The sequence below is a fragment of the Bacillus bruguierae genome (assembly GCF_037104725.1).
GTDB classification, from domain to species: Bacteria; Bacillota; Bacilli; order Bacillales; family Bacillaceae_G; genus Bacillus_A; species Bacillus_A bruguierae.
This window is the reverse complement of the sequence record NZ_JBAWSX010000001.1, coordinates 593785-614888: the sequence shown is the minus strand read 5'-3', so window position 1 is coordinate 614888 and position 21104 is coordinate 593785. Positions and strand designations below refer to the sequence as shown.

Annotated in this window: 24 protein-coding genes; 5 read left to right on the top strand and 19 right to left on the bottom strand. The window is 36.8% G+C overall.

What is annotated here, in order from left to right:
* Positions 1 to 26 precede the first annotated feature (26 nt).
* Positions 27 to 257, bottom strand: coding sequence for a hypothetical protein (locus WAZ07_RS03070; RefSeq protein WP_170857646.1), 231 nt, complete (start codon positions 255 to 257; stop codon positions 27 to 29).
* 233 nt (positions 258 to 490) lie between these two features.
* On the opposite strand from WAZ07_RS03070, the gene WAZ07_RS03065 reads away from it, so the two are divergent.
* Entirely contained in the window at positions 491 to 1114 is a 624-nt protein-coding gene (locus WAZ07_RS03065; RefSeq protein WP_336471259.1) for a VC0807 family protein, read from the top strand.
* Between the two features lie 74 nt (positions 1115 to 1188).
* Here WAZ07_RS03065 and WAZ07_RS03060 read toward each other — a convergent pair whose 3' ends face one another.
* Genes WAZ07_RS03060 through comGA form a run of 9 tightly spaced genes read right to left on the bottom strand, consistent with a single transcriptional unit; the run spans position 1189 to position 5846 of the window.
* Positions 1189 to 1383: a YqzE family protein gene (locus tag WAZ07_RS03060; RefSeq protein WP_090913818.1), complete on the bottom strand. Its 195-nt coding sequence runs from the start codon at positions 1381 to 1383 to the stop codon at positions 1189 to 1191.
* 36 nt (positions 1384 to 1419) lie between these two features.
* The gene (locus tag WAZ07_RS03055) at positions 1420 to 1917 is read right to left on the bottom strand and encodes a shikimate kinase (protein WP_336471258.1); all 498 of its coding nucleotides are present in this window, start codon (positions 1915 to 1917) and stop codon (positions 1420 to 1422) included.
* A gap of 1 nt (position 1918) precedes the next feature.
* Positions 1919 to 2296 carry a competence type IV pilus minor pilin ComGG gene (gene comGG, locus WAZ07_RS03050; RefSeq protein ID WP_090913814.1) on the bottom strand — a complete coding sequence of 126 codons (378 nt, stop codon included), beginning with the start codon at positions 2294 to 2296 and terminating at the stop codon, positions 1919 to 1921.
* The gene (comGF, locus tag WAZ07_RS03045) at positions 2293 to 2733 is read right to left on the bottom strand and encodes a competence type IV pilus minor pilin ComGF (RefSeq protein WP_336471257.1); all 441 of its coding nucleotides are present in this window, start codon (positions 2731 to 2733) and stop codon (positions 2293 to 2295) included. Before comGF ends, comGG begins: the two co-directional genes overlap by 4 nt.
* A complete protein-coding gene (locus WAZ07_RS03040; protein ID WP_336471256.1) occupies positions 2720 to 3037 on the bottom strand; it encodes a type II secretion system protein in 318 nt (105 codons plus the stop codon). Before WAZ07_RS03040 ends, comGF begins: the two co-directional genes overlap by 14 nt.
* Positions 3027 to 3461 carry a competence type IV pilus minor pilin ComGD gene (comGD, locus tag WAZ07_RS03035; protein ID WP_090913808.1) on the bottom strand — a complete coding sequence of 145 codons (435 nt, stop codon included), beginning with the start codon at positions 3459 to 3461 and terminating at the stop codon, positions 3027 to 3029. Before comGD ends, WAZ07_RS03040 begins: the two co-directional genes overlap by 11 nt.
* Positions 3458 to 3763, bottom strand: a complete 306-nt coding sequence (comGC, locus tag WAZ07_RS03030; RefSeq protein ID WP_090913806.1) for a competence type IV pilus major pilin ComGC — start codon at positions 3761 to 3763, stop codon at positions 3458 to 3460. The genes comGD and comGC overlap by 4 nt, the downstream gene beginning before the upstream one ends.
* 12 nt (positions 3764 to 3775) lie before the next feature.
* Positions 3776 to 4816 carry a competence type IV pilus assembly protein ComGB gene (gene comGB / locus WAZ07_RS03025; RefSeq protein WP_336471255.1) on the bottom strand — a complete coding sequence of 347 codons (1041 nt, stop codon included), beginning with the start codon at positions 4814 to 4816 and terminating at the stop codon, positions 3776 to 3778.
* Positions 4803 to 5846, bottom strand: coding sequence for a competence type IV pilus ATPase ComGA (gene comGA / locus WAZ07_RS03020; RefSeq protein WP_336471254.1), 1044 nt, complete (start codon positions 5844 to 5846; stop codon positions 4803 to 4805). Before comGA ends, comGB begins: the two co-directional genes overlap by 14 nt.
* A 224-nt stretch (positions 5847 to 6070) precedes the next feature.
* Here comGA and WAZ07_RS03015 point away from each other — a divergent pair, with 224 nt between their 5' ends.
* The 3 genes from WAZ07_RS03015 (at position 6071) to WAZ07_RS03005 (ending at position 8627) form a co-directional block, all read left to right on the top strand.
* Positions 6071 to 6769: a helix-turn-helix transcriptional regulator gene (locus tag WAZ07_RS03015; protein ID WP_336471253.1), complete on the top strand. Its 699-nt coding sequence runs from the start codon at positions 6071 to 6073 to the stop codon at positions 6767 to 6769.
* A 114-nt stretch (positions 6770 to 6883) separates the two neighbouring features.
* Positions 6884 to 7126: a DUF2626 domain-containing protein gene (locus WAZ07_RS03010; RefSeq protein ID WP_020061634.1), complete on the top strand. Its 243-nt coding sequence runs from the start codon at positions 6884 to 6886 to the stop codon at positions 7124 to 7126.
* 106 nt (positions 7127 to 7232) lie between these two features.
* The gene (locus WAZ07_RS03005; protein WP_336471252.1) at positions 7233 to 8627 is read left to right on the top strand and encodes an L-cystine transporter; all 1395 of its coding nucleotides are present in this window, start codon (positions 7233 to 7235) and stop codon (positions 8625 to 8627) included.
* 311 nt (positions 8628 to 8938) lie between these two features.
* Here the strand turns inward: WAZ07_RS03005 and WAZ07_RS03000 are convergent, their stop codons facing one another.
* On the bottom strand, positions 8939 to 9154 hold the full coding sequence (locus WAZ07_RS03000) for a DUF3912 family protein (protein ID WP_139207622.1): 216 nt from the start codon (positions 9152 to 9154) through the stop codon (positions 8939 to 8941).
* Positions 9155 to 9655: 501 nt separating this feature from the next.
* Here WAZ07_RS03000 and WAZ07_RS02995 point away from each other — a divergent pair.
* Positions 9656 to 9949 (top strand): hypothetical protein, encoded by a 294-nt coding sequence (locus tag WAZ07_RS02995; RefSeq protein WP_336471251.1) that lies wholly within the window; start codon positions 9656 to 9658, stop codon positions 9947 to 9949.
* A 239-nt stretch (positions 9950 to 10188) separates the two neighbouring features.
* On the opposite strand, the gene WAZ07_RS02990 is transcribed toward WAZ07_RS02995, so the two are convergent.
* The 8 genes from WAZ07_RS02990 to WAZ07_RS02955 form a co-directional block, all read right to left on the bottom strand.
* On the bottom strand, positions 10189 to 10680 hold the full coding sequence (locus WAZ07_RS02990; RefSeq protein ID WP_336471250.1) for a hypothetical protein: 492 nt from the start codon (positions 10678 to 10680) through the stop codon (positions 10189 to 10191).
* A 15-nt stretch (positions 10681 to 10695) separates the two neighbouring features.
* Complete coding sequence (locus WAZ07_RS02985; protein WP_336471420.1) at positions 10696 to 11673, bottom strand: HD domain-containing protein; 978 nt, start codon at positions 11671 to 11673, stop codon at positions 10696 to 10698.
* Entirely contained in the window at positions 11673 to 12050 is a 378-nt protein-coding gene (locus WAZ07_RS02980; protein WP_336471249.1) for a nucleoside 2-deoxyribosyltransferase, read from the bottom strand. The genes WAZ07_RS02985 and WAZ07_RS02980 overlap by 1 nt, the downstream gene beginning before the upstream one ends.
* A gap of 58 nt (positions 12051 to 12108) precedes the next feature.
* Complete coding sequence (locus tag WAZ07_RS02975) at positions 12109 to 12312, bottom strand: DUF3966 domain-containing protein (protein ID WP_090913785.1); 204 nt, start codon at positions 12310 to 12312, stop codon at positions 12109 to 12111.
* Positions 12313 to 12581: 269 nt separating this feature from the next.
* Positions 12582 to 14309 (bottom strand): DUF2339 domain-containing protein, encoded by a 1728-nt coding sequence (locus WAZ07_RS02970; RefSeq protein ID WP_336471248.1) that lies wholly within the window; start codon positions 14307 to 14309, stop codon positions 12582 to 12584.
* A gap of 451 nt (positions 14310 to 14760) precedes the next feature.
* On the bottom strand, positions 14761 to 15819 hold the full coding sequence (locus WAZ07_RS02965; protein ID WP_336471247.1) for an undecaprenyldiphospho-muramoylpentapeptide beta-N-acetylglucosaminyltransferase: 1059 nt from the start codon (positions 15817 to 15819) through the stop codon (positions 14761 to 14763).
* A 41-nt stretch (positions 15820 to 15860) separates the two neighbouring features.
* Entirely contained in the window at positions 15861 to 19259 is a 3399-nt protein-coding gene (gene metH / locus WAZ07_RS02960; protein ID WP_336471246.1) for a methionine synthase, read from the bottom strand.
* Complete coding sequence (locus tag WAZ07_RS02955; protein ID WP_336471245.1) at positions 19256 to 21091, bottom strand: bifunctional homocysteine S-methyltransferase/methylenetetrahydrofolate reductase; 1836 nt, start codon at positions 21089 to 21091, stop codon at positions 19256 to 19258. The genes metH and WAZ07_RS02955 overlap by 4 nt, the downstream gene beginning before the upstream one ends.
* Positions 21092 to 21104 lie beyond the last annotated feature (13 nt).

The following is a 21104-nucleotide window of genomic DNA, read 5'->3' as shown; positions in this document are numbered from 1 at the left end:
AAATAAGGAGAGGCATTTGCCTCTCCTTACACATATTTTTGAAACATATCATGCAGCCCTTGATTGACAAGGTAAGAAATCTGCTCATCTGACTTATCAGGATAGCGATCGCGCAGGCGAATAGATGCCTTTAAAATTAAATTCTCTAATACGGAACGTCCGCCTTTTCCATAAATTGTTTCTGCATATTCTATCAATTTTCCATCTTCAACTGTTGCAGGATTTTGATCGAAGAAAAATTTACTCATTTGTACCACTTCTCCTTTGATAGCGTTTACATTTATATAAACTCAACATGTTATTTATTTCACAATTAATGTATGCATGTATAGATGATTAGTTCCATTATAAAACAACATTGCCATAGTATCAAAGTGTATTTTAGACAATTTTGTGAACAAATCGAAAAATTGAAAGCGTTTTAATTGGTATATAAAGAAGTTTAACATTCAGAATCTTTGTTGTACAATACAAACAGAGGAGGAATTCAATGAAACAAAACAATAAAGTTGTCTACGATATTATTTTTTATCTCATCTTTCCATTTGTTATTTGGAAATTCGGTAAACAATATATGGATACATATTATGCCATGCTCATTTCTTCTGTTCCAGGCATTCTTTATACACTGTATTGTTTCAAAAAAGAACGGCAATTTCATGTAACCGGCTTTTTTATCCTCATCACGATGATTGTAAATACGAGCGTAGACTTACTTTCTGGCTCAGCCGAAAAAATGTTGTGGAACGACGTGTACTATCACATTGCACTTGGTATTGTTGTCATATGTACTATTTTTATAAAACAACCACTCATGTTATATTTCGCAGCCGACTACGCTGCATTGCAAGGAGATGATCGAAAGGAATCACAATTGTTATATCGTGACCCTCGCCTCTTTCCATCGTTCCAATACTTTACTTTCTTTTTTGGCTTACAATTTATTGTGCTTAGTAGCATCAAGATATATATGATTTCTAAATTTGGAGTAGATGGATACGGAGAAATGAAAGCGATTATGACAGGAATTGGTTGGTGCATTTCAATAGGAATTGGAGCTGGGTTCCTTTGGATTGGTAATAAAATTAAACAGGTGACTGAAGCTGAAGTTTAACGCATAGAAAAGAAGTTCCACTGCTTGTAAGCAATGGAACTTCTTTTCTAGTTGTAAATTATCCCCAAAAATACTTAACTTAATTTCTTTTTCTTCATTTGGCGATAAAAGATTGCGGCGCTTACCGGCAACATACCAAACCAACGATTCAAAAATGGTTCTCTCTCTTCACGGCGCTGCTGCCGTTTTTGTTTTCGATCCTCTTTTGGAGCATCCATATATGATACGAATTGTTGTGTGACATATTTTATATAATCATTTGTAGACATATCTATCACCTCTACTAGATTAGTATGTCCACTTTTTTATTTAGTAATCCACCCCTGAATTTCTTGAACAATTGCTTCAATACTTTTATTTGTCGTGTCGATCTTCACTGTTGCTTCTTCATAATAAACTTGACGCTTTTCAAATTTCTCGATAAACGACCTTATATTTTCTTTTTGAAATAACGGTCTTGTTGTATCCCCAGCAATTCGCTCTGCAATCACATATGGATCACAGTACAAATAAATTACAGTACCACGTTCTTTCATCCACTCTCGGTTCTCGGCTTTTTCGACGATTCCGCCTCCAGTTGTAATAATATAATTATTTGTCGGCAGTAATTGCAGCACTTCACTTTCATACTTTCGAAACACATCTTCCCCTTCTTCTGAAAAGATATCCCGAATGATTTTCTTTGTCTTCTCTTCAATACATTGATCTGTATCAATAACCGGCATATGAAGTGCACTGCTTAACGCTTTACCAACTGTTGTTTTCCCCGATCCCATAAAACCTGTTATATATAATGCTTTCATGTTATCCTCTCTCCTCTTGCCAATGCGTAATCGCTTCGTTATTTGTATTATAACGAAAGCTAACTTTACATGTGTGCTTTCGTTTTGTTATACATTGTAAAATAATAAAGGCATTCCCATCTACTATTGTGTAATCTCCCTTTGCTTCTCCTTTTTCATACGCATAAAAAAATTCTCTTTTTTCCATTTTAGCTTGTAATTCTTGTTTCACATCGGCAACAGCTTGGTTCGTTATTTCTTCTAAAATAAACAATTCTTCTGCTTCTGTATAAAATTTTTGATCTGATAGGAATATATTTGTCTCATATACTAAAAAAGACATGAGTAAAAATATGAGGATGATTGTTCCTGGCATTGTAAATCCACTTTCCGATCTCATCCTTTCACCTCAATAACAGAATAACGGGTAACAATACCATCATATACTTTACCGCCTATATCCTGTACACGTATCATTAATGTATGAGCTGCTAATTGATAAGAAATATTCTCTACTTTTTGTAAAAGAACTTCATGTCCCGTCCCATTTACTTTTCGAACAACATTATTTCCAGACATGTCATATGTGATTCGTTCTCCAGCCTTTGTTTTGAAAAATAATTTTCCGTCTCCGTTATTTCCTTCTTCCACTTCGCGAAACTCAATTTGCACTTGCTCTAAAAAAACGTTCCATTCCCAATTCATTATCTGTTTAGGGTACGGAGGTTCTATAAAGAGGACTTGAAGACGCGGGAGAAGAAGAAAAAATACAGATAAAAATAGAAAACATATCATAACTTCTAACAACGTGAACCCAGCTTGTTTATTTTTTAACATAACGACACCGTTCATTCTCACGCTGTTTACTATCTTTCCACATTACACACACCTTTTCGATCTCCCATTGAATTGTATATACCGTATTTTCATATCGCTTTTCTATTACTGGCGAAACTATATGATCATACATATATGCAGCTGCCGCTTCTTTCAAAAGTAGCTGCGCTTTATACCGAAACTGAATATTTTTTCTTTCTTGCATAATGAGAAGCGTTTGCGGAAGTAATAGCGAAACCGTCATCATTAACAAACTAAGAGACACAAGAATTTCTAGCATAACCGAACCTTTGTCACACTTCATAATACGTAAATCTTCCCCTCCCAAGTTGAAATACAACATGGTACGTTTTGGATTTATAAGAAATAATAATTGTTCCGCCTCTATTAATATTACCGTCCGTCCCATAACTCATTGGATTAGGGAATGTGTTTACATTCACCTGTATATCAGATGGATAATAACGAACAAGAACCGGATTTGTTTCTCCTGACGATGTAATGCTGTACGAAGCCTGATTAGGAAACCACCGTAATGTGTGACGATTATGGCGGCTCATCGCTACTTGTTGCATAAAAAGGATATCTTGAGAAAATTGCTGCATAAACTGATTCATCTTTTGTTTTTCATAAATCGACGATAAATTAAAATACGTTACAACACTTAAAATAGAAATAGCACTTAATACGAGGAGCATTTCTAATAATGTAAAACCATTTTTCTTCACGATTTCCCTACAACTTTAACCTCTCCATTTGCAGTATCGATTGTAATACTCTCCCCTTTTGGACAAGTTTTAGATGTAATATACTTACCCGTATACAAATCATCCACCGTTGGAATTTTATTATGTTCTAATTGATAAGCTTGTACTTGTGATTCAACAGATTTTACAAAGGCATCGCATCCCTTTCCTTGTACAGAAGAACGCTGGTTTACGACATTTGGAATAATAAGCAGTAGCAACACAGAAATTACAACCATAACAAGCAACATTTCTAACAACGTAAAGCCTTTTTCATTTTTCACAGAACACGCCTCCTAAATAGAATTCATCATTTGAAACATCGGCATAATCATCGCTAAATACATAAGCACAACCACCATTCCGATACATGCAAACAAAAGGGGTTGTATAACAAACAACATACGATTAATTTTCTCTTCGATTTTTTCTATTGTCATTTCACTATAATCGGCAAGCTCAGTTGCTAAATTGCCATTCGCTTGTCCATGTTTAATAATATAAGCGAGCTCCTGTTCATAGTACGAACGATTCATCATAATAGAATCAAGATGTTCACCTATCGTTAATAATTCCTGTATTTTAAGAGCCTCGCATTGAAAAAACAAATGATGCTTTTGCTCCTTCATTAACGTGAGCGCTTCTAATATAGATAGCCCGCCTTGTAAAAGACCGCTTAATTGAATTGCAAAATAGTGTGAGTTTGTTAATTTAAAAAACATTTTTATAAGAGGCACTCTCATACAAATATCCATTCTCGTAACCGGATGCAACCTTTTCACATACAGCATATATATAAGCGCTAGGGTGCCAATTGCAAAAACGACGCCTCCCATAACATACGGAAGTGCTTGAATAACTGTTAAAATATTGTCTGTAAATGAAGTGGATGATCCATGGAGTGAACGGTATAAAGTAGAGAACTGTGGAAGAAGAACTAGATTAAATACGAGGAGTATGCCTAATAAAAACAAAGAAAGAACGAATGGATAGCGCAGCACCTTCATCATATTTTTTTGATGTTTATCTTTTCTACCGAGGAGTGAGCTCCCTTTCTGCAACGCAAAGGCAATGTCACCATGCTGCTCGGCATAAAATAAATAGCTTAAAATATCGGGATGAAATGCAAGTTTATAAAACACATCATGTAAGCTGCTTCCCTTTTTAAATTCTTCAGCAGCATCTTGAAGCTGTATTTGTTTACTCGGGGTTAAGTGAAAATGCAGAAACTCTAATGCATGTAATAAAGAATATCCTTTCTCTAAAAGTTCGCCAAGCCTTCGGAGCAATAATGCTTGTTCATGTAACCGCCACTTTTCTTGCTTAAACATAAACATCTTCTTCAATAAACCCTAGTGCATATCCTTTTCTTAATTCATCTTGAAGCGTTGTATATTGGTACGTCGCTTGTTTTCCATTTGCTTCATAAATGACTTCTTTCAACTCATCACCATACAATAATTCATAAATGCTCGCTCGGCGTACGTGACGCATTTTTTTGCATAGAGGTGAGCATTTCCCTTTGCAAAATGGACATTTTAATTCCACTAGCCGCTGCGCCGCTACTGCTAATAGCGATTGTTCAATTTCTAGCAGGGTAATACCATAATCCATTAAACGTAACACCGCACTTTTCGCATCATTCGTATGCAATGTCGTCATAACTAAATGACCTGTCAAACTTGCTCGAACCGCCACCTTTGCTGTTTCCTCATCACGAATTTCTCCTACTAAAATAATGTCTGGATCATGACGTAAAATCGCTTTCAATCCCGTTGCATACGTAATACCAGCTTTTTCATTAATTTGAATTTGTAATAGCCCATCCTTTTTCTTTTCAACTGGATCCTCCAGTGTAACAATGCGGCGAGTCTGCGCCTTCTTTGCTACTTCTAAAAGAGCATACATCGTCGTCGTTTTCCCTGACCCTGTCGGTCCTGTAAAAATAATTAATCCGTGCGAATGGTGTAAAAAAGAGAGAAGTGTTTTTGCGGAATTTGGGAATAATGAAAGATGAGAGAGGTTCGGAACCGCAGTTTGTAAGTGCAACCGAATAACGAGACTTTCATGATGCACAGTTGGCAAAGTAGAAAGGCGTAAATATACCTCCTCATCATCAACCTTCATCTGCAATGAACCATTTTGCGGCTTTCTCCTTTCACCAATATCCATAGCTGCTAAAAACTTAAAGTGTGATACAAGTCGTTCACAAAATTCTTTTGAAATATGATGCTTTGTCACCAAATCTTTTCCAATACGTAATTGTACAACAGCATCTTCGTGCCGCGGCACAATATGAAGATCTGATGCGCGCAACCTGCATGCTTCTTTCATAATTGTGTCAGCAAACTGTTCGACAGCATTCACTGTTATCGCCTCCTCACTCTTTATATATCATGGCCATCCTGAAAAGAAAAATAGTGAATTTGCTATTTTTATTGCATTATTTTTGAATTTCACAAATTAAAAAACCAAAACAGTTTGTGAAATTATGAACAATTAATGAATCATTGCCCAAAAACATGATTATACAACATTATCTATATTATAATATTGTTATCCCAGATAAACTGACAAAGGTGGCGATCCTCATGGAACAAGCTTTAAAAATTACAAACGTACTTTCTGACCCAACACGCTATTATATTTATAAATATATTTCCCAAAAACACACTGAGGTTACCGTACAAGAAATTGCTGACGAATTTGATATTCATCCAAATGTTGCGCGTTTACATCTTTCAAAGCTAGAAGATGTAAATATGCTAAAATCGGAAACAAAAAAAACGGGTAAAGGCGGCCGACCAAGTCGATTATATGTCTTATCAGATGATGTAATTCAACTGCAATTTCCGTTTCGTGATTATCAATTGTTAGCACAAATTGCTTGCAATACATTACTTAGCTTAGGCGAAATCGGTGAGAAAGCACTATATGAAACGGGTAAAAAGTTTGGTAAAGAATTAATGGAACAACAGCTAAATCGATTAAGCATTAACGAAAATGAATTGACGGTTGAACAAAAAATACAAATTGCCAAAGAAGCTTTAACAACAGCGGGCTTATCTCCAGAATTTGAATTAAGCACCGATGGATCAAAAATTTTCTATGATGTATACAATTGTCCATTTAAAGAAGTTGCCGTACGTCACCCAAAAGAAATTTGTAACATGCACGTAGATATGATGAAAGGTATCTTTGAAGTTCTATTTCCAAACATGGAATTAACACATAATGATACTATGTTCGAAACAGGTTGTAAGTCTTGTAATTATCATCTTCATCTGTAAAATAAGAAGCCAGATTATACTGGCTTCTTATTATTTTGTAAATGTTTACAATAGTTAGAAAAGTGCATTATAATTAAAAAGAGTATTGAGTTCATATAAAGGGAGGGGAATGGGATGGAGCGCATGTTTCGCGTTCTCGGCTTTTGGACTGGTATTTTTTCCGTAATGTTTTATTTAGGGGATATGTATGGGGCAGCACTATTGTTTTTAGGACAAACAGGTTTTTTTGTACTTTTAAGTTATTTAAAATTAACAGAGCGCATGTACATTTATGTTTTTGGGGCATATTTAACAGTCTTCTTCATTGGGTTTACATACTATACGACATTTCTTCTTACACCAGGAATTGGACATTAAGATGGCATATATGCCATCTTTTTTTATCTTCTTTTAATTACCTAGTTGACTTATTGGTTTTCTTTGAATATATTTATATGTAACAAATTTTAAGGAGGAAAACAGTATGGATACATTGTTAGTTAGCATAAACATCATCATTATGCTTCTATTAGTCGGTGCGCTATATTATATGCAACGTAAACATCTTTCTTTTAATAAACGTGTATTTACTGCGCTCGGACTCGGAATTATATTTGGACTTATTTTACAATTTTTTTATAAACCAACTTCTGAAGTCATTATCCAGTCTAATAATTGGTTTAACTTAATCGGAAGTGGCTATGTTAAATTATTACAAATGATCGTTATGCCACTTATTTTAGTTTCAATTATTTCAGCGTTTACAAAATTAAAGCTAACCAATAATCTTGGCAAAATTAGCGGCCTTATTATCGGCATTTTACTTCTTACAACTGGAATTGCGGCTGCAGTCGGAATTGCAGCAAGTGCTGGTTTTGACTTGCAAGCAACTGGCTTGCAGCAAGGAAGCGCAGAAGCAGCTCGCTTAAAATTAGTACAAGAAAAATTCACTTCCATTGAGCAAACACCCATTCCACAAAAATTGTTGGAACTACTTCCTGCAAATCCATTTCTAGATTTAACAGGTGCTCGTCCAACATCAACAATTTCTGTTGTCATTTTTGCCGCATTAATTGGGATTGCCTTCTTAGGAGTGAAAAAGAAATATCCCGAACAAGCGGAACAATTTAAGAATATGCTAGATGCCGTATATGCGGTCGTCATGCGGATGGTTACATTAATTTTACGTCTTACCCCATACGGCGTACTTGCTCTAATGGCAAAAACAGTTTCAGGAAGTGATGTGCAAGCTATTTTAAAACTTGGTAATTTTGTTTTGGCATCTTACGTAGCACTTATTGTTATGTTTATTATTCACTTATTACTGATTGCTCTTTCTGGTTTAAACCCAATGCAATATTTGAAAAAGGTGTTCCCTGTTTTAACATTTGCGTTTACTTCACGCTCAAGTGCAGGTACAATGCCGTTAAATATTGAAGCGCAAAAAGAAAAACTTGGCGTTTCAGAAGGAATTGCAAACTTTGCTGCTTCCTTTGGTGTATCAATTGGTCAAAACGGATGTGCTGGTATTTATCCTGCAATGCTTGCCATGATGGTCGCGCCAACAGTTGGCATCGACCCATTACAGCCGCAATTTATCTTAACGTTAATCGCTGTTGTTGCAATTAGTTCATTCGGCGTTGCTGGTGTCGGAGGCGGAGCAACATTTGCAGCACTCATCGTACTTTCTACTATGAACTTGCCAATTGAAATTGTTGCTCTATTAATCTCTGTTGAACCATTAATTGATATGGGACGCACAGCTTTAAACGTGAGCGGCTCTATGACAGCTGGTCTTATTTCTAGCAAATGGCTTGGAGAGTTAGATGTACATGCGTACAATGAAGCAGTCAATAAAGCTGAAGAAGTTGCATTATAAGAAAGAAAACACCCTGGATTACCAGGGTGTTTTTCTTTCTTATAATGTTAGTTAAAATGAAAATGATCTGTTTAAGCCTCACTGCATCAACTTATAGAAAAGACTTTTTATCCCGCTATTCGTGGGCAGTAATACTCCCACCTCAAAATTCGGTAAAGCATTGTCCAGCTCCAGTGGCTAGAATGTTCGGTGGGAGATAAACTGCTGGCATGCGCCCGATTGGGAGGGCTAATAATCAGTGGGGGATGAAGAAAACCCCCACTGATTAAAGTTTCACTTTATGACCTTCAATATCATACACAGCTATTGTTTTATAAATAACCTTGCTCTTCACACCAATCATGAAATTGCCGAACATCTACATCAATTAAAACAATATCTTTTAATTCAATATCAATATCCATACCGTCAATTACAATCACATATTTTGCACTGTTCTCCGCACTATCTCGTTTTATGATTCCTATTTGATTTCGATGCGGTCCATCTTTTACATATGCTTTTTGTCCTGTAATATCAAAGTTCAACATCTTCACCTCTTTCATTTGCTCCACTTATCTATGTATATGATGAAACAGTGAAAGAGTACTCTACTTTTTTGCTTTATTACAATTATTTTTCATTTATTTTAATTTTATAAAATATACATAAAAATTCGTGTTAGAAATAAATTGATAGCGCTTTCTTAAATGGACTCATGTTATACTAATACAGTGAAATCGTCATCAAAAGGTGGCTTCACTAATGGTCATTTTCATACATCGTTTTTTACGGGCAGTTATTCTTCACAATCTTTTTGGCTTTCTCACAGTCTTAAGGTGAAGGGCTTACTGTCCGCAAATAGCGGGATAAAGTGAAACTTCCATCAGTGGGGTTTTTCATCCCCCACTGATGGTTAGTTGAACGAATCGGGCTTTTATGGGCAGTTATCCCCCACCTATCTTCCTTGTTTCTCTCAGCATCTTGAGGTGGGGGTCTTACTGCCCGTTAAAGCGGGATAAAGTCGAAATTCTTAAAGAGGAAAAACAATGAATACAGTAATAATTACAAAAATCATCGAAACGTTAAAATCATATGGATTTCAAGATGTAACATATTGTGAAAAAACAAAACAATATCTATTTCAAAATATAACAGATATTATGAGTGGCTATGCGGAAATTACCTATAGTGCTCAATTTGAAAAGTTCAGCGTGCACATTCATCCTATCGAAACGCATCACCTTACAGAATTGCATGAAGTCGAAAAGCATATACAATCTTGCATCCGAAAGGTTGAGTATTTAAATACGATTATTGAAAATAATATATATATAAGTTAAAAACTAACATAAAACCCCTTTCTTTTTATGGGAGAACAAGAGCATCTGGCCGTGCATAGAAGCGGTCAGGGTCTTTTCCTGCCACATACGAGGTTAAAACAAAAGGGAGCAAGTGAGTTCAGGTCATGTTGTATTCTGCATAGCAGCGACTTATATGTGAAAAAATTAAAAAGGATTTATATAAAAACGTAGAACATACAATTATTCTGTAAAAAAGAACGTGCTAAGCACGTTCTTTTTTATACATTCATATTTTCTTTAATCTTAAGACCTGTCACATTCTCTAATAATTCAATCGCTTCTTCTAATGTCATATCAAAAATCGTTTGCTTATCTTCTACATAAGGGAATTGGGGGAAACGCTTCTCTAACTTTTTCACTGCATCAGCTGAAAACATCGCACTATCCACATGAAATTCTGCTTCTAATAACACGATATAGTCTAATGATTGAAACCCTAAGCCATTCAAAAAGGTAATGAATTTCTCTTTTGGCTGCGACGACATAAAAACATTACGCTCAAGTTCATAAAATAATTCTTCACCTAAAATCTCTTCTAGTTCCTCATCATGTTCACGATTGATAATCTCTTCGTACCCATAATCATCGACGAGTTCTTCTACTTCTTCGCCGTCTTCAAATAGTAATTGTGCTAAAGTTGCACCTTTCTTATATTCACTTTGCTGTATAACTGTTAAAAAGTTTGTTTTCCATCCTTGTTCTACATTCATATTTTATAACTCCTTTTATACACTCTTTATTTTTACATATACGTTTTGTTTCAATTGCTTTTTCGCTTTCTCATTACACTGTTTAACAAATGGAGATGCGACAGACGCTCTTTGCATCATATCATTTATATAAATGAGCGGATCAATTAATCGTTCTTTTCCCCCCTTATAACAAATGTCATACTCTGTGTCACTCTCTTCCAATACTACTTTCGAATGTAGCGAACTCAGCATCTTATCAATTTCACAATCTCCGCAATTTCGTAATAGATGTAACACCGTTTCATCATCAGTTGAAAAGTCAGATAGGTGTAAAATATTTCTTTGCAACGCTTCTTTTAATACCTCTGTTAATATATAGTAACCATACGAATTCAACGGATGCAAAAAGAACTCAATCGTTTCTTTGTAATAAGCTTCTGTAAACCATTCTGCTGCCTGTACAGATTGTAAACAGATTTGTCCGTTATGAACGGTTACATCTTCTAAAAAAGAACACACTTCTTGCTTTGAAATCATTCCATATGTATATAAATCCCGTAACGTATAGTCTATACGATCTGCACATAAATTCGGAAGAGGTTGCTCTAACAACGTCCATTGTTCCCATTTCTCAATCATTCTATAATCATAGCCATATCTCTGCAAAATAGATGGGATATCTGAAGCTTCAATAACATTCATAAAAATTTGTTCATGATAATCCTCATCTTGCTCTTCTAATACGTGATCTACAATGTGGGAAAATGCTGTATGAGATACATCATGAAGCAATGCCGCAATTTGTTCTTCTACACTACCACCTAACATTTTCACAAGAATCATAACACCGACAGAGTGCTCATAACGTGTTACGTTCCACTTTGGATTCACAAGAAAGCTTGCACCGCCTTGATGAATCTTCTGTAAACGTTGTACTGCCTTTGATTGTAATAGTTCTGCGAGCACACCATCTATATAATGTTCACCATATATAGGATCATTAATTGTAATCATACCCCTGCTCCCTCTAACACTTGTTCAATAAATCCATCTAGGTTATCTTCAACGATACGCACTTCCGGTAAATGATAAAATGTTGTATCCAAATGACTGTTTCCTCTATACACAAATATTTCCTTTCCCCAAGCAAGTGCCATTCCGAATTCTGTATGACTTCCTTTTCCTCCATTTAATAAAAGCAGAAAAACGTCTGCGTCTCGTACAGCTTGTTTTTCTGCTTGTCCAATACTTTCTAATTCTAATCTATTTGTCGCTTTTTCATTTTTTGTCCAATCATATGTATGAATCCACCCTGCTTGTTTCAGTTTATCCGCTACAAGGTGGACAATGTGTTTATTTGTAAAGGCTGAAGCAATGTAAAATTTCATGCTACCTCTCTCCTTCATATACAAAAATAGGTAGAAAAATCTTAGGGGAAAGGGACATTTACAATTCTCTATTTACTTTTTTATCAATTTTATCATTTAACATATCTAATTCAGCTGTAATTTCTGATTTTTCTAATTTTCGTTCTTGTGAAAAATTCCGTCCCATATAAACTATAATACTACCAATATACAGTACTAAACAAACAACTAGAGCAATATTTTCATAGAGACTTAGCCCCAACGTAGTCACTCCTAATCTCATCCGTATTTACACGCGTCAACAATTAGAATTTCCCTATCAAATCTATGTTATTGTAACATAAAGTGAAACTTCCGTCAGTGGGGGTTTTCTTCATCCCCCACTGACGGTTAGCCCGCCCAATCGGGCTTTTACGGGCAAGTTATTCCTCACCTATCTTCTTTGCTTCTCTCTGAATCTTGAGGCGGGGGTCTTACTGCCCACAAATAGCGGGATAAAGTATGCGGTTATCTCTATCTTAAAAAGCAATCCTAAATGGATTGCTTTTTTTACTACTCACCTTTTTCTTTCGAGAAAAACATTCTAGAAATAACAATCCCTAGCCCACCAATAAGTAAGAATAATACTGCACGAATCATCATTGATACTTCTGGTAAATCTAAGAAGAATAACTTAATCACAGTCACAACTAACACGACTAATCCGGCGTATAATATTTCATTCATCCCTCTATTACGACCAAACCAAACTGAAACTAAAGCATATATCATCCATAAAAAAGAGACAAATACACTAATAATACTTCCGTCTGTTGAAAGAACCTCTCCTATTCTAGTAATCGTAATAAATACGAGCAACATAAAGCCATATAACGTAATCGAATACACATACTTCCCAAAATGTTGCAACATTGGTTTCACTTTCACCATTCCATAATAAAATGTTCCAACTAAAATGAGATGGGCTATAAAAGCTGCTGACATGAATGTCTCAAATGGACTAACAAGCGTTTGCAACATACCGATTATATAAATAACCGCACTAATATAAAATTTGATTCCTTGTTTTAATTTCGCAGAAGTAACGACGCCTAAAAAACCTTGTAGCATCAATACAATTGCTCCATTCACTAAACTAAATTCATATAAAACCGCTAAACTAAACGACCCCATCGCAAAACCAAATAAAAGATCCGTAAATAACGATTTTTTATTTTTCATATAGTCAGCTACAAACATTACAGTGTGTACAATTGTACTAATTACCAATCCCCATGTTGTAAAATCTGGAATCTTCACAATTGCCATAATAAAGAAGATTGCATTAGCACTAAACAAAGCCATTCTAGGTTGATAAATAAAACTTCGATCAATAAACATATGCCAGAAAAGCAGAATATGAATGAATCCATAAACAATCGTTAATTGCACTTGTAAGTGCCCTAATAACACTGTCATAATTACAAAAAAGACAAACGTTACAAGTACAGAAACGGAGTAAGATATCATATATAAATATTGATAGCGATTTTTATACGCATACCATAATAAACTAATCGTTAACACTGTTTCATATCCAAAGAAAATGTAAGGGTTAGGTGTTGTACTATTTAATAAGAACGGTACAAAAAAGGCTCCTACAGATACAAATATAGCGAGATACTCTGATTGATATCGCTTAGCTAAATAGATACCGAGTATAATCCAAATAATGTTAAATATAAATGCAATGCTTGCTGGAAAGAAATGATACAAATAATGCGCAGCGAACGTCGTTAACACAATGCCTGTAATACTTCCTCCAGCTAACACTAAACCTAAGGCTTGACGTTCTTTTTTTATTTGTATATCACCTACATAATACAAAACAACTGATAATGCTACGCCAAATACAATACGAATTGCTGGAGTAAGTAATCCTGCATCTACTCCCGCTTTAAATAGCCAAATTACGCCAAGCAGCATAATGGCAACGAAAATACGCGGCAGCCACGTTTGACAAAATTTTATAATATCAAATGGTTCAGGCTTAAATGCCGATATATCTACCTGCTTTATCTCCGGTTCCTTCACACTTTCTTGGTTAATGACTCTTTCTTCTTGTCGTACATTTTGCACAGGGATACTAACTTCTTGTTTCTTCTCAATAGGTTCCTTTACTTGTTGAACCCTTTCTTCGTCCATTGCCCTTTGCTGTGCTTTTAACTCATAGAGCGTCTCCCGCATTGTATCAATTGCTATTTCTAGAGATTCTATTTTTTTGTTCAAATCTTGTTTCATTTTCTCCCCCCTCTTATCATGTTGTTAAATAGTAACTACTCCGTCATACATTTCATTTAGAAGTTTAATAAGAAGTATGATTCCAACGAAAATACGCTCCTTATTGCCTATAGGAAGTTATTTTCATTTTTGGCATATAGACCACTGTCATGCAAACAGAGCAGAGGCCTGGTCTATTTTTGTTTTCAAACTTTGCACGTGGCAGGAAGAGACCTTGACCACTCCTATGCATCGCCAGTCCCTCCTGGCCATTGTAAAAAAGACTTTTCTCCCTTTTTACATAGTAACTGAGTAGTTACGTTAAATAGAAATACACCTATAATTGGTTTTATTACCAATTAACTACATCATACTATTAGTTTATTCATTTTTTAAGAGAATATCAGAAAAAATTCATAACTACTCCGTTACTTTATGAAAAAAAAGGCGGAAAAGCATGATTTCATAGAAATCATGCTTTCGTTACATAATCAATAATCGTTTGCAAGGCCTCTTGACCGCTATATTGCTGCATCGATCTTTTATACTGCAAACGATTTTTATACAGTTCTTCTACATATTCAATTAGCAAAGTTTCTGTTATGTCTTCTTCAAATAACACACGTCCATATCCCTGTTTTTCAAAAGACTGTCCGTTTAAAATTTGATCCCCTCGGCTCGCAGATTTTGGAAGAGGAATTAATAACATTGGCTTTTGTAATGTTAAAAACTCGAAAATCGCATTGGATCCTGCACGAGAAATGACAATATCAGTTGCCGCTAATATATCAGGAAGTTCATCGTGAACATATTCAAACTGCTTGTATCCCGGTGTATTCTCAAGTTTTTCATCCATATTGCCTTTCCCGCACAAATGAACAATTTGATAGTTTTGCAGGAGGTTCGGTAATGCACCGCGTACTGCTTCATTAATGCGCCGTGCTCCTAAGCTGCCTCCCATAACCGTAATAACTGGTTTTGATGCAGTGAATCGTAAAAATTGCAGTCCTTTGTTTCGACTTCCCTGCAATACCTCTTCTCGCACAGGTGAACCAGTAAATACTGTTTTTTCTTTCGGTAAATGTTTTTTCGCTTCTTCAAACGTAACAAATATTTTCGAAGCAAAGCGAAGAGCAATTTTATTTGCAAGTCCAGGCGTCATATCAGACTCGTGTAAAAAAACAGGAACACGGTTTAGCCACGCTCCAATTACAACTGGTACAGACACAAAGCCGCCTTTTGAAAAAATAACATCCGGTTTTAACTTTCGAATAAGGAAATACGCATCCATAACCCCTTTCATAACAAGAAAGGGGTCTTTTATATTTTTTAAATCAAAATAACGGCGAAGCTTTCCGCTCGCTATTCCATAATAAGGAACCCCTTCTTTTTCAATAATCGTCTTTTCGATTCCATTATGTGAACCAATATAACACACCTTCCAACCGCTCTTTTGAAAATGTGGTATAAGCGCTAAGTTCGGCGTAACGTGACCCGCAGAACCACCGCCTGTAAATATAATCGTCTTCACAGTATGTCTATGTCTCCTTTTAGTAAAAGTTTTACTTTTAATTATAACACACTGAAATAACGCGCTTCTGGATGAGCAAACACCATAGCCGATACAGAAGCCTCTGGTTCCATCATAAACCCTTCCGTTAAGGAAATTCCAATTTCTTCAGGGCGAAGCAACCGGAATAACTTTTCTTGATCAGCAAGTTCTGGACACGCAGGATAACCAAAAGAAACGCGAATTCCTTGATACTTTGTCCGGAACCGCTCTTCCATCGTCATATTTGGTGAATCTGGAAATCCCCAACGATCACGGATGAGCATATGCGTTTTTTCAGCTAGCCCTTCTGCAAGTTCCAGCGCAAGTGATTGAATCGCATGGCTACGCAAATAATCGCCTTGTTCTTTCCACTTTTCTGCTACAGCACGAACACCTTTCCCAACTGTTACAGCTAAAAAAGCAACATAATCCATCTCATCTCCAACCGAGCGCAAGTAATCACCAAGCGTGCAATGCGGTGCTTTTCCTTGTCTTGGAAATGTAAAACGCTCTAACACACGATTTTGATCTTCTGGATCATAAATTAAAATGTCTTGATTTTCACTTTGTGCAGGAAAAAATTGATATACAGCGCTCGGACGTAACCATGATTCTTCCCCGCGAAGCAATTCATCGATTAAGTCGTTCAGTTCATGGGCCCTTCTATCCCCTTCTTGTAGCAACTTTTTCACATTCCCTTTTAAACCTAAGTGATGTCCAATTAACATTTGCCGATTTAAAAACGGAGCAAGATGTGCTACTGAAATATCCCGAAGAACGACACGTTTTGTGGAATGCGGTACAATTACTGGTGCTGGCGGCAATTTTTCAATTGGAATCGGTACCTCTACTACCTTCTTCTCTTCTTGTACAACATGTAAGTGACGCTTCGCTTTTTCCTCAAGCATTTTTTCTCGTTCCTCTTCTTGCTGCAAACGATTGATAAGATCTAATCCTGTCATCGCATCGCTTGCATATAGGACAAGTCCTTGATAAGAAGGAGAAATCCGCGTTTCTGTGAATTTCCGAGTCAGCGCGGCACCTCCTACAACAATAGGAACATCAATATTTGCCGCTTTTAAGTCTTCTGCTGTCGTTACCATTTGCTGCGCAGATTTAACAAGTAAGCCTGATAAGCCAATAATATCTGGTTTTTGTTCTTTTACCTCTTGAATAATACGATCAGATCGCACATTAATACCGAGGTTTACAATGTCATATCCATTATTTGATAAAATAATTTCTACTAAATTTTTACCGATGTCATGCACATCACCTTTTACTGTCGCAAGTAATACTTTCCCTTTCTTCGCACTATCACTTGCCTCCATATACGGCTCTAAATACGAAACGGCCGCTTTCATACTTTCCGCACTTTGCAGCACTTCTGCAACAATAAGCTCATTATTATTAAATAAACGTCCCACTTCATCCATGCCTGCCATAAGTGGTCCGTTAATAATGTCAAGCGGCTTTCTTCCTTCATCTAGTGCCTCTTGTAAATCAACATGTAATCCCTGCTTTGTCCCTTCTACAATATAATGAGATAACCGCTCATCAAGTGTTAACGTTTCAGCTGCTACAACTTCTTTTTGCCTCACATTTCGATAAAAATTTGTAAATTCCTCTAACGTTTCTTTTGTCGTCTCAAACAAAAGTGCATTCGCCAATGCCTTTTCTTCTTCAGAAATAGAAGCATAACGCTCTAGCTTTTCAGTATTCACAATTGCATAATCTAAACCAGCCTTTGTCGCATGATATAAAAAGACGGAATTTAATACTTCGCGCCCTGCTGGCGGTAAACCAAATGAAATATTACTTACACCTAATATCGTTAAACATTCAGGCATCTCTTCTTTTATGAGCCGAATGCCTTCAATTGTCGCGGCAGCTGAACCGATGTATTCTTCATCACCTGTTCCAACAGGAAAGACAAGTGCGTCAAAAATAATATCTGACGGACGCACTCCATATTTTATTGTTAATAGCTCATAACTTCTTTTAGCAATTTCAAGCTTCCGCTCAGCTGTTACCGCCATACCAACTTCATCAATTGTTCCCACAACAATAGCAGCTCCGTATTGTTTAATAAGTGGAATCACTTTTTCAAAACGCTCTTCTCCATTTTCTAAGTTAATAGAGTTAATCACCCCTTTTCCTTGCAAATAAGTAAGAGCTCGATTCATCACTTTCTCATCAGTCGAATCAATCATAATTGGCACCTTTAATACTTTCGTCGCAGCTTGCAGGAAATTCTCCATATCTTCTATTTCATCACGGTCTGGGTCTGCCATACAAATATCAATAATATGGGCATTTTTCTTTACTTGTGCCCTTGCTACTTCTGCTGCCTCTTCAAAATTCCCTTCTGCAACAAGACGTTTAAATTTGCGTGAGCCAATTACATTCGTGCGCTCCCCAACGAATAACGGGCGCATAGAATCTTCATATTGCAGCGCTTCAAGTCCGCTAATTCCATGTCCTTTTCTTTCTCGTTTCACACGCGGTTCAAATGATAATAATGCCTCTTTCATCGCACGAATATGTGCCGGCGTTGTCCCGCAGCAACCGCCAACAATATTCACCCAGCCTTCTTCTGCAAACTGTTTTACTTTATGGGCAAGGGATTGCGGAGATTCATGATAATGACCGTCTTCATCTGGAAGTCCAGCATTTGGATAACAAGAGATATAACACTCAGATAACTCTGCAAGTGAACGAATATGTTCTCTCATAAACTCTGGTCCTGTTGCACAGTTTAACCCAACCGATAATGGATTCATATGCTCTACCGATAAGTAGAATGCTTCAATTGTTTGCCCAGCTAACGTCGTTCCCATCGGTTCAATTGTTCCGGAAATCATAAGCGAAACTTTTTTCTCTGTCTCAATAAATGCTTTTTCAATTCCTAAACAGGCTGCTTTTACATTTCGCATGTCCTGACTTGTTTCTACAAGTAACAGATCTACACCGCCGCGCAGTAAACCGCGCGCCTGTCTCGTGTATGCCTCAATAAGCTCATGAAAAGTAACGCCACCCGTGACACTAATCGCTTTTGTCGTCGGACCCATTGCACCGGCTACATATACTTCTTTGCCGCTCTCCTTGACAGCCTGTTTCGCTAACCTGGCAGCCCGTTCATTCAACTCCTCATCTAAGTGAGAAAGGTTATAATCACTGAGTACAATGTTCGTTGCACCAAATGTGTTCGTTTCAATAATATCTGCTCCTGCTTCAATATACTCTTTATGAATATATAAAATAACGTCTGGCCGAGTTTTTACTAAATATTCATTACAGCCCTCATATTCTTCTCCTCCAAAATCTGCAGCCGAAAGGTTTTCTTGTTGAATCATCGTTCCCATTGCACCATCTAATATTAAAATTTCTTGCTGTAATCTTTCCTCGATTGGTCTCATATATTCATTCCTTCTTTCTGCTCTTTCCTTGCTTGAATATACTGAACGAGCATTTCTGTCACTTCATATTTTAAAAATGGTGTAATTAAATAAATACCATTGAATAACTCCATCGCAGCATCAATTAATTCTTTAGATATACGAATTCCTTCTGCCACTGCTGCTTCTGATGTTTTATGTCCGTCCATACGCCTTCTCACTTCTTCTGGAAGAGTAATGCCTGGCACCTCAAAATGTAAAAAGTCTGCATTTCGTTTACTTACAAGCGGCATAATCCCAATAAAAATTGGCTGTTCGATATGCTTCGTCGCTTCATACACGTTTCGAATGACTGCTGCATCATAAATGGGCTGTGTTAAAAAATACTCAGCACCAGCTGCAATTTTTTTCTCCATACGTTTTACAGCTGCCTCGATATGTCTTACATGTGGATTAAAAGCCCCACCAACCGAAAAACGGGTAGCTGCTCCTATTGTTTTTCCTAAGATAGACCGGCCATTGTTCATTTCTTTAATCATTTTAATGAGTTCTATAGAAGAAAGGTCATATACAGATGTTGCACCAGGAAAATCACCAACCCTCGCAGGATCTCCAGTTAATGCTAATATTTCCTCCATGCCGAGCGCTGCTAATCCTAGTAAATGAGACTGCAGCCCAATCACATTATGATCACGGCACGTTAAATGAATTAATATAGGGATATCGTGCTTTGTTAATAACGCTCCCATTGCCATATTTGATACGCGAGGCGACGCTAAAGAATTATCAGCTAACGTAATGGCATCTGCTCCTGCACGCTTCAACGCCTTAGCTCCTTCAAAAAATCTCTGCGTATCCAACGTTTTGGGTGGATCTAGCTCAACAATCACTGTCGTTTCCTTTTTCGCTTTTTCTGCTAATGTAATTCGATCTACTGTATTTACACGCTGCTTTGCTATTACTTCAGCTCGCTTTACAACTTCTTTAGCTGTTACAGGATGCTCATTTTCAAGTGCTCGCTTCATCGCTTCGATATGAGAAGGAGTTGTACCGCAACACCCCCCAAGCAGCCTAACGCCTTGCTTAATAAATTCCGGCGCCATTTCTTCAAAATAAGCCGGGCTTCCTTCGTATACGTAACGGCCCTCTACATATTTAGGAAGACCAGCATTTGGATACGCAGATAAATAACTATATTTAGGAATTTCTATCGTCTCAAAAGATTCAATCATATGAAGCGGCCCTAACTGACAATTTAATCCGACCACATTTGCACCATACTCTATAAGCTGCTTCAATACATCATCTACACTATTTCCATTTTGTGTTGTACCAGCTTCATGAAGGGCAAGCTGCGCAATAAGAGGGACATTGGTTTGCTTCCGTAATACTTTTACTGCATGAAGTAATTCAAATTCATCGTAAAATGTTTCTAGTAATAACCCATCAACACTTTCTTCTAGCAGGGCATTTGCTTGCTCTAAGAGCATAAATTCACGCTCCATATCCGTGGTTGTAACTGCTCCAATATGTTTCATTCCACCGATTGTTCCTACGATTGCATTCTTTTCTGTCACCGCTTCTTTTGCATGTCTTACAGCAGCGCGGTTAATTTTCCTTACGCGATCCTCAAGACCGTACATACGAAGTTTCCCTTCATTTGCTCCGTATGTATTGGTTTGAATGACATCTGCCCCTGCGGCAACATATTGTTTATGAATCGAAATAATCCGTTCCGGCTCAGATAAATTCAATTCTTCAAAGCAGCTTTGTAAACCATGAGAATACAACAATGTTCCCATCGCTCCGTCCCCAATCACAATTCCTCTTTGCAATAAATCTAGTAGTTTCACATGTCTCCCTCTC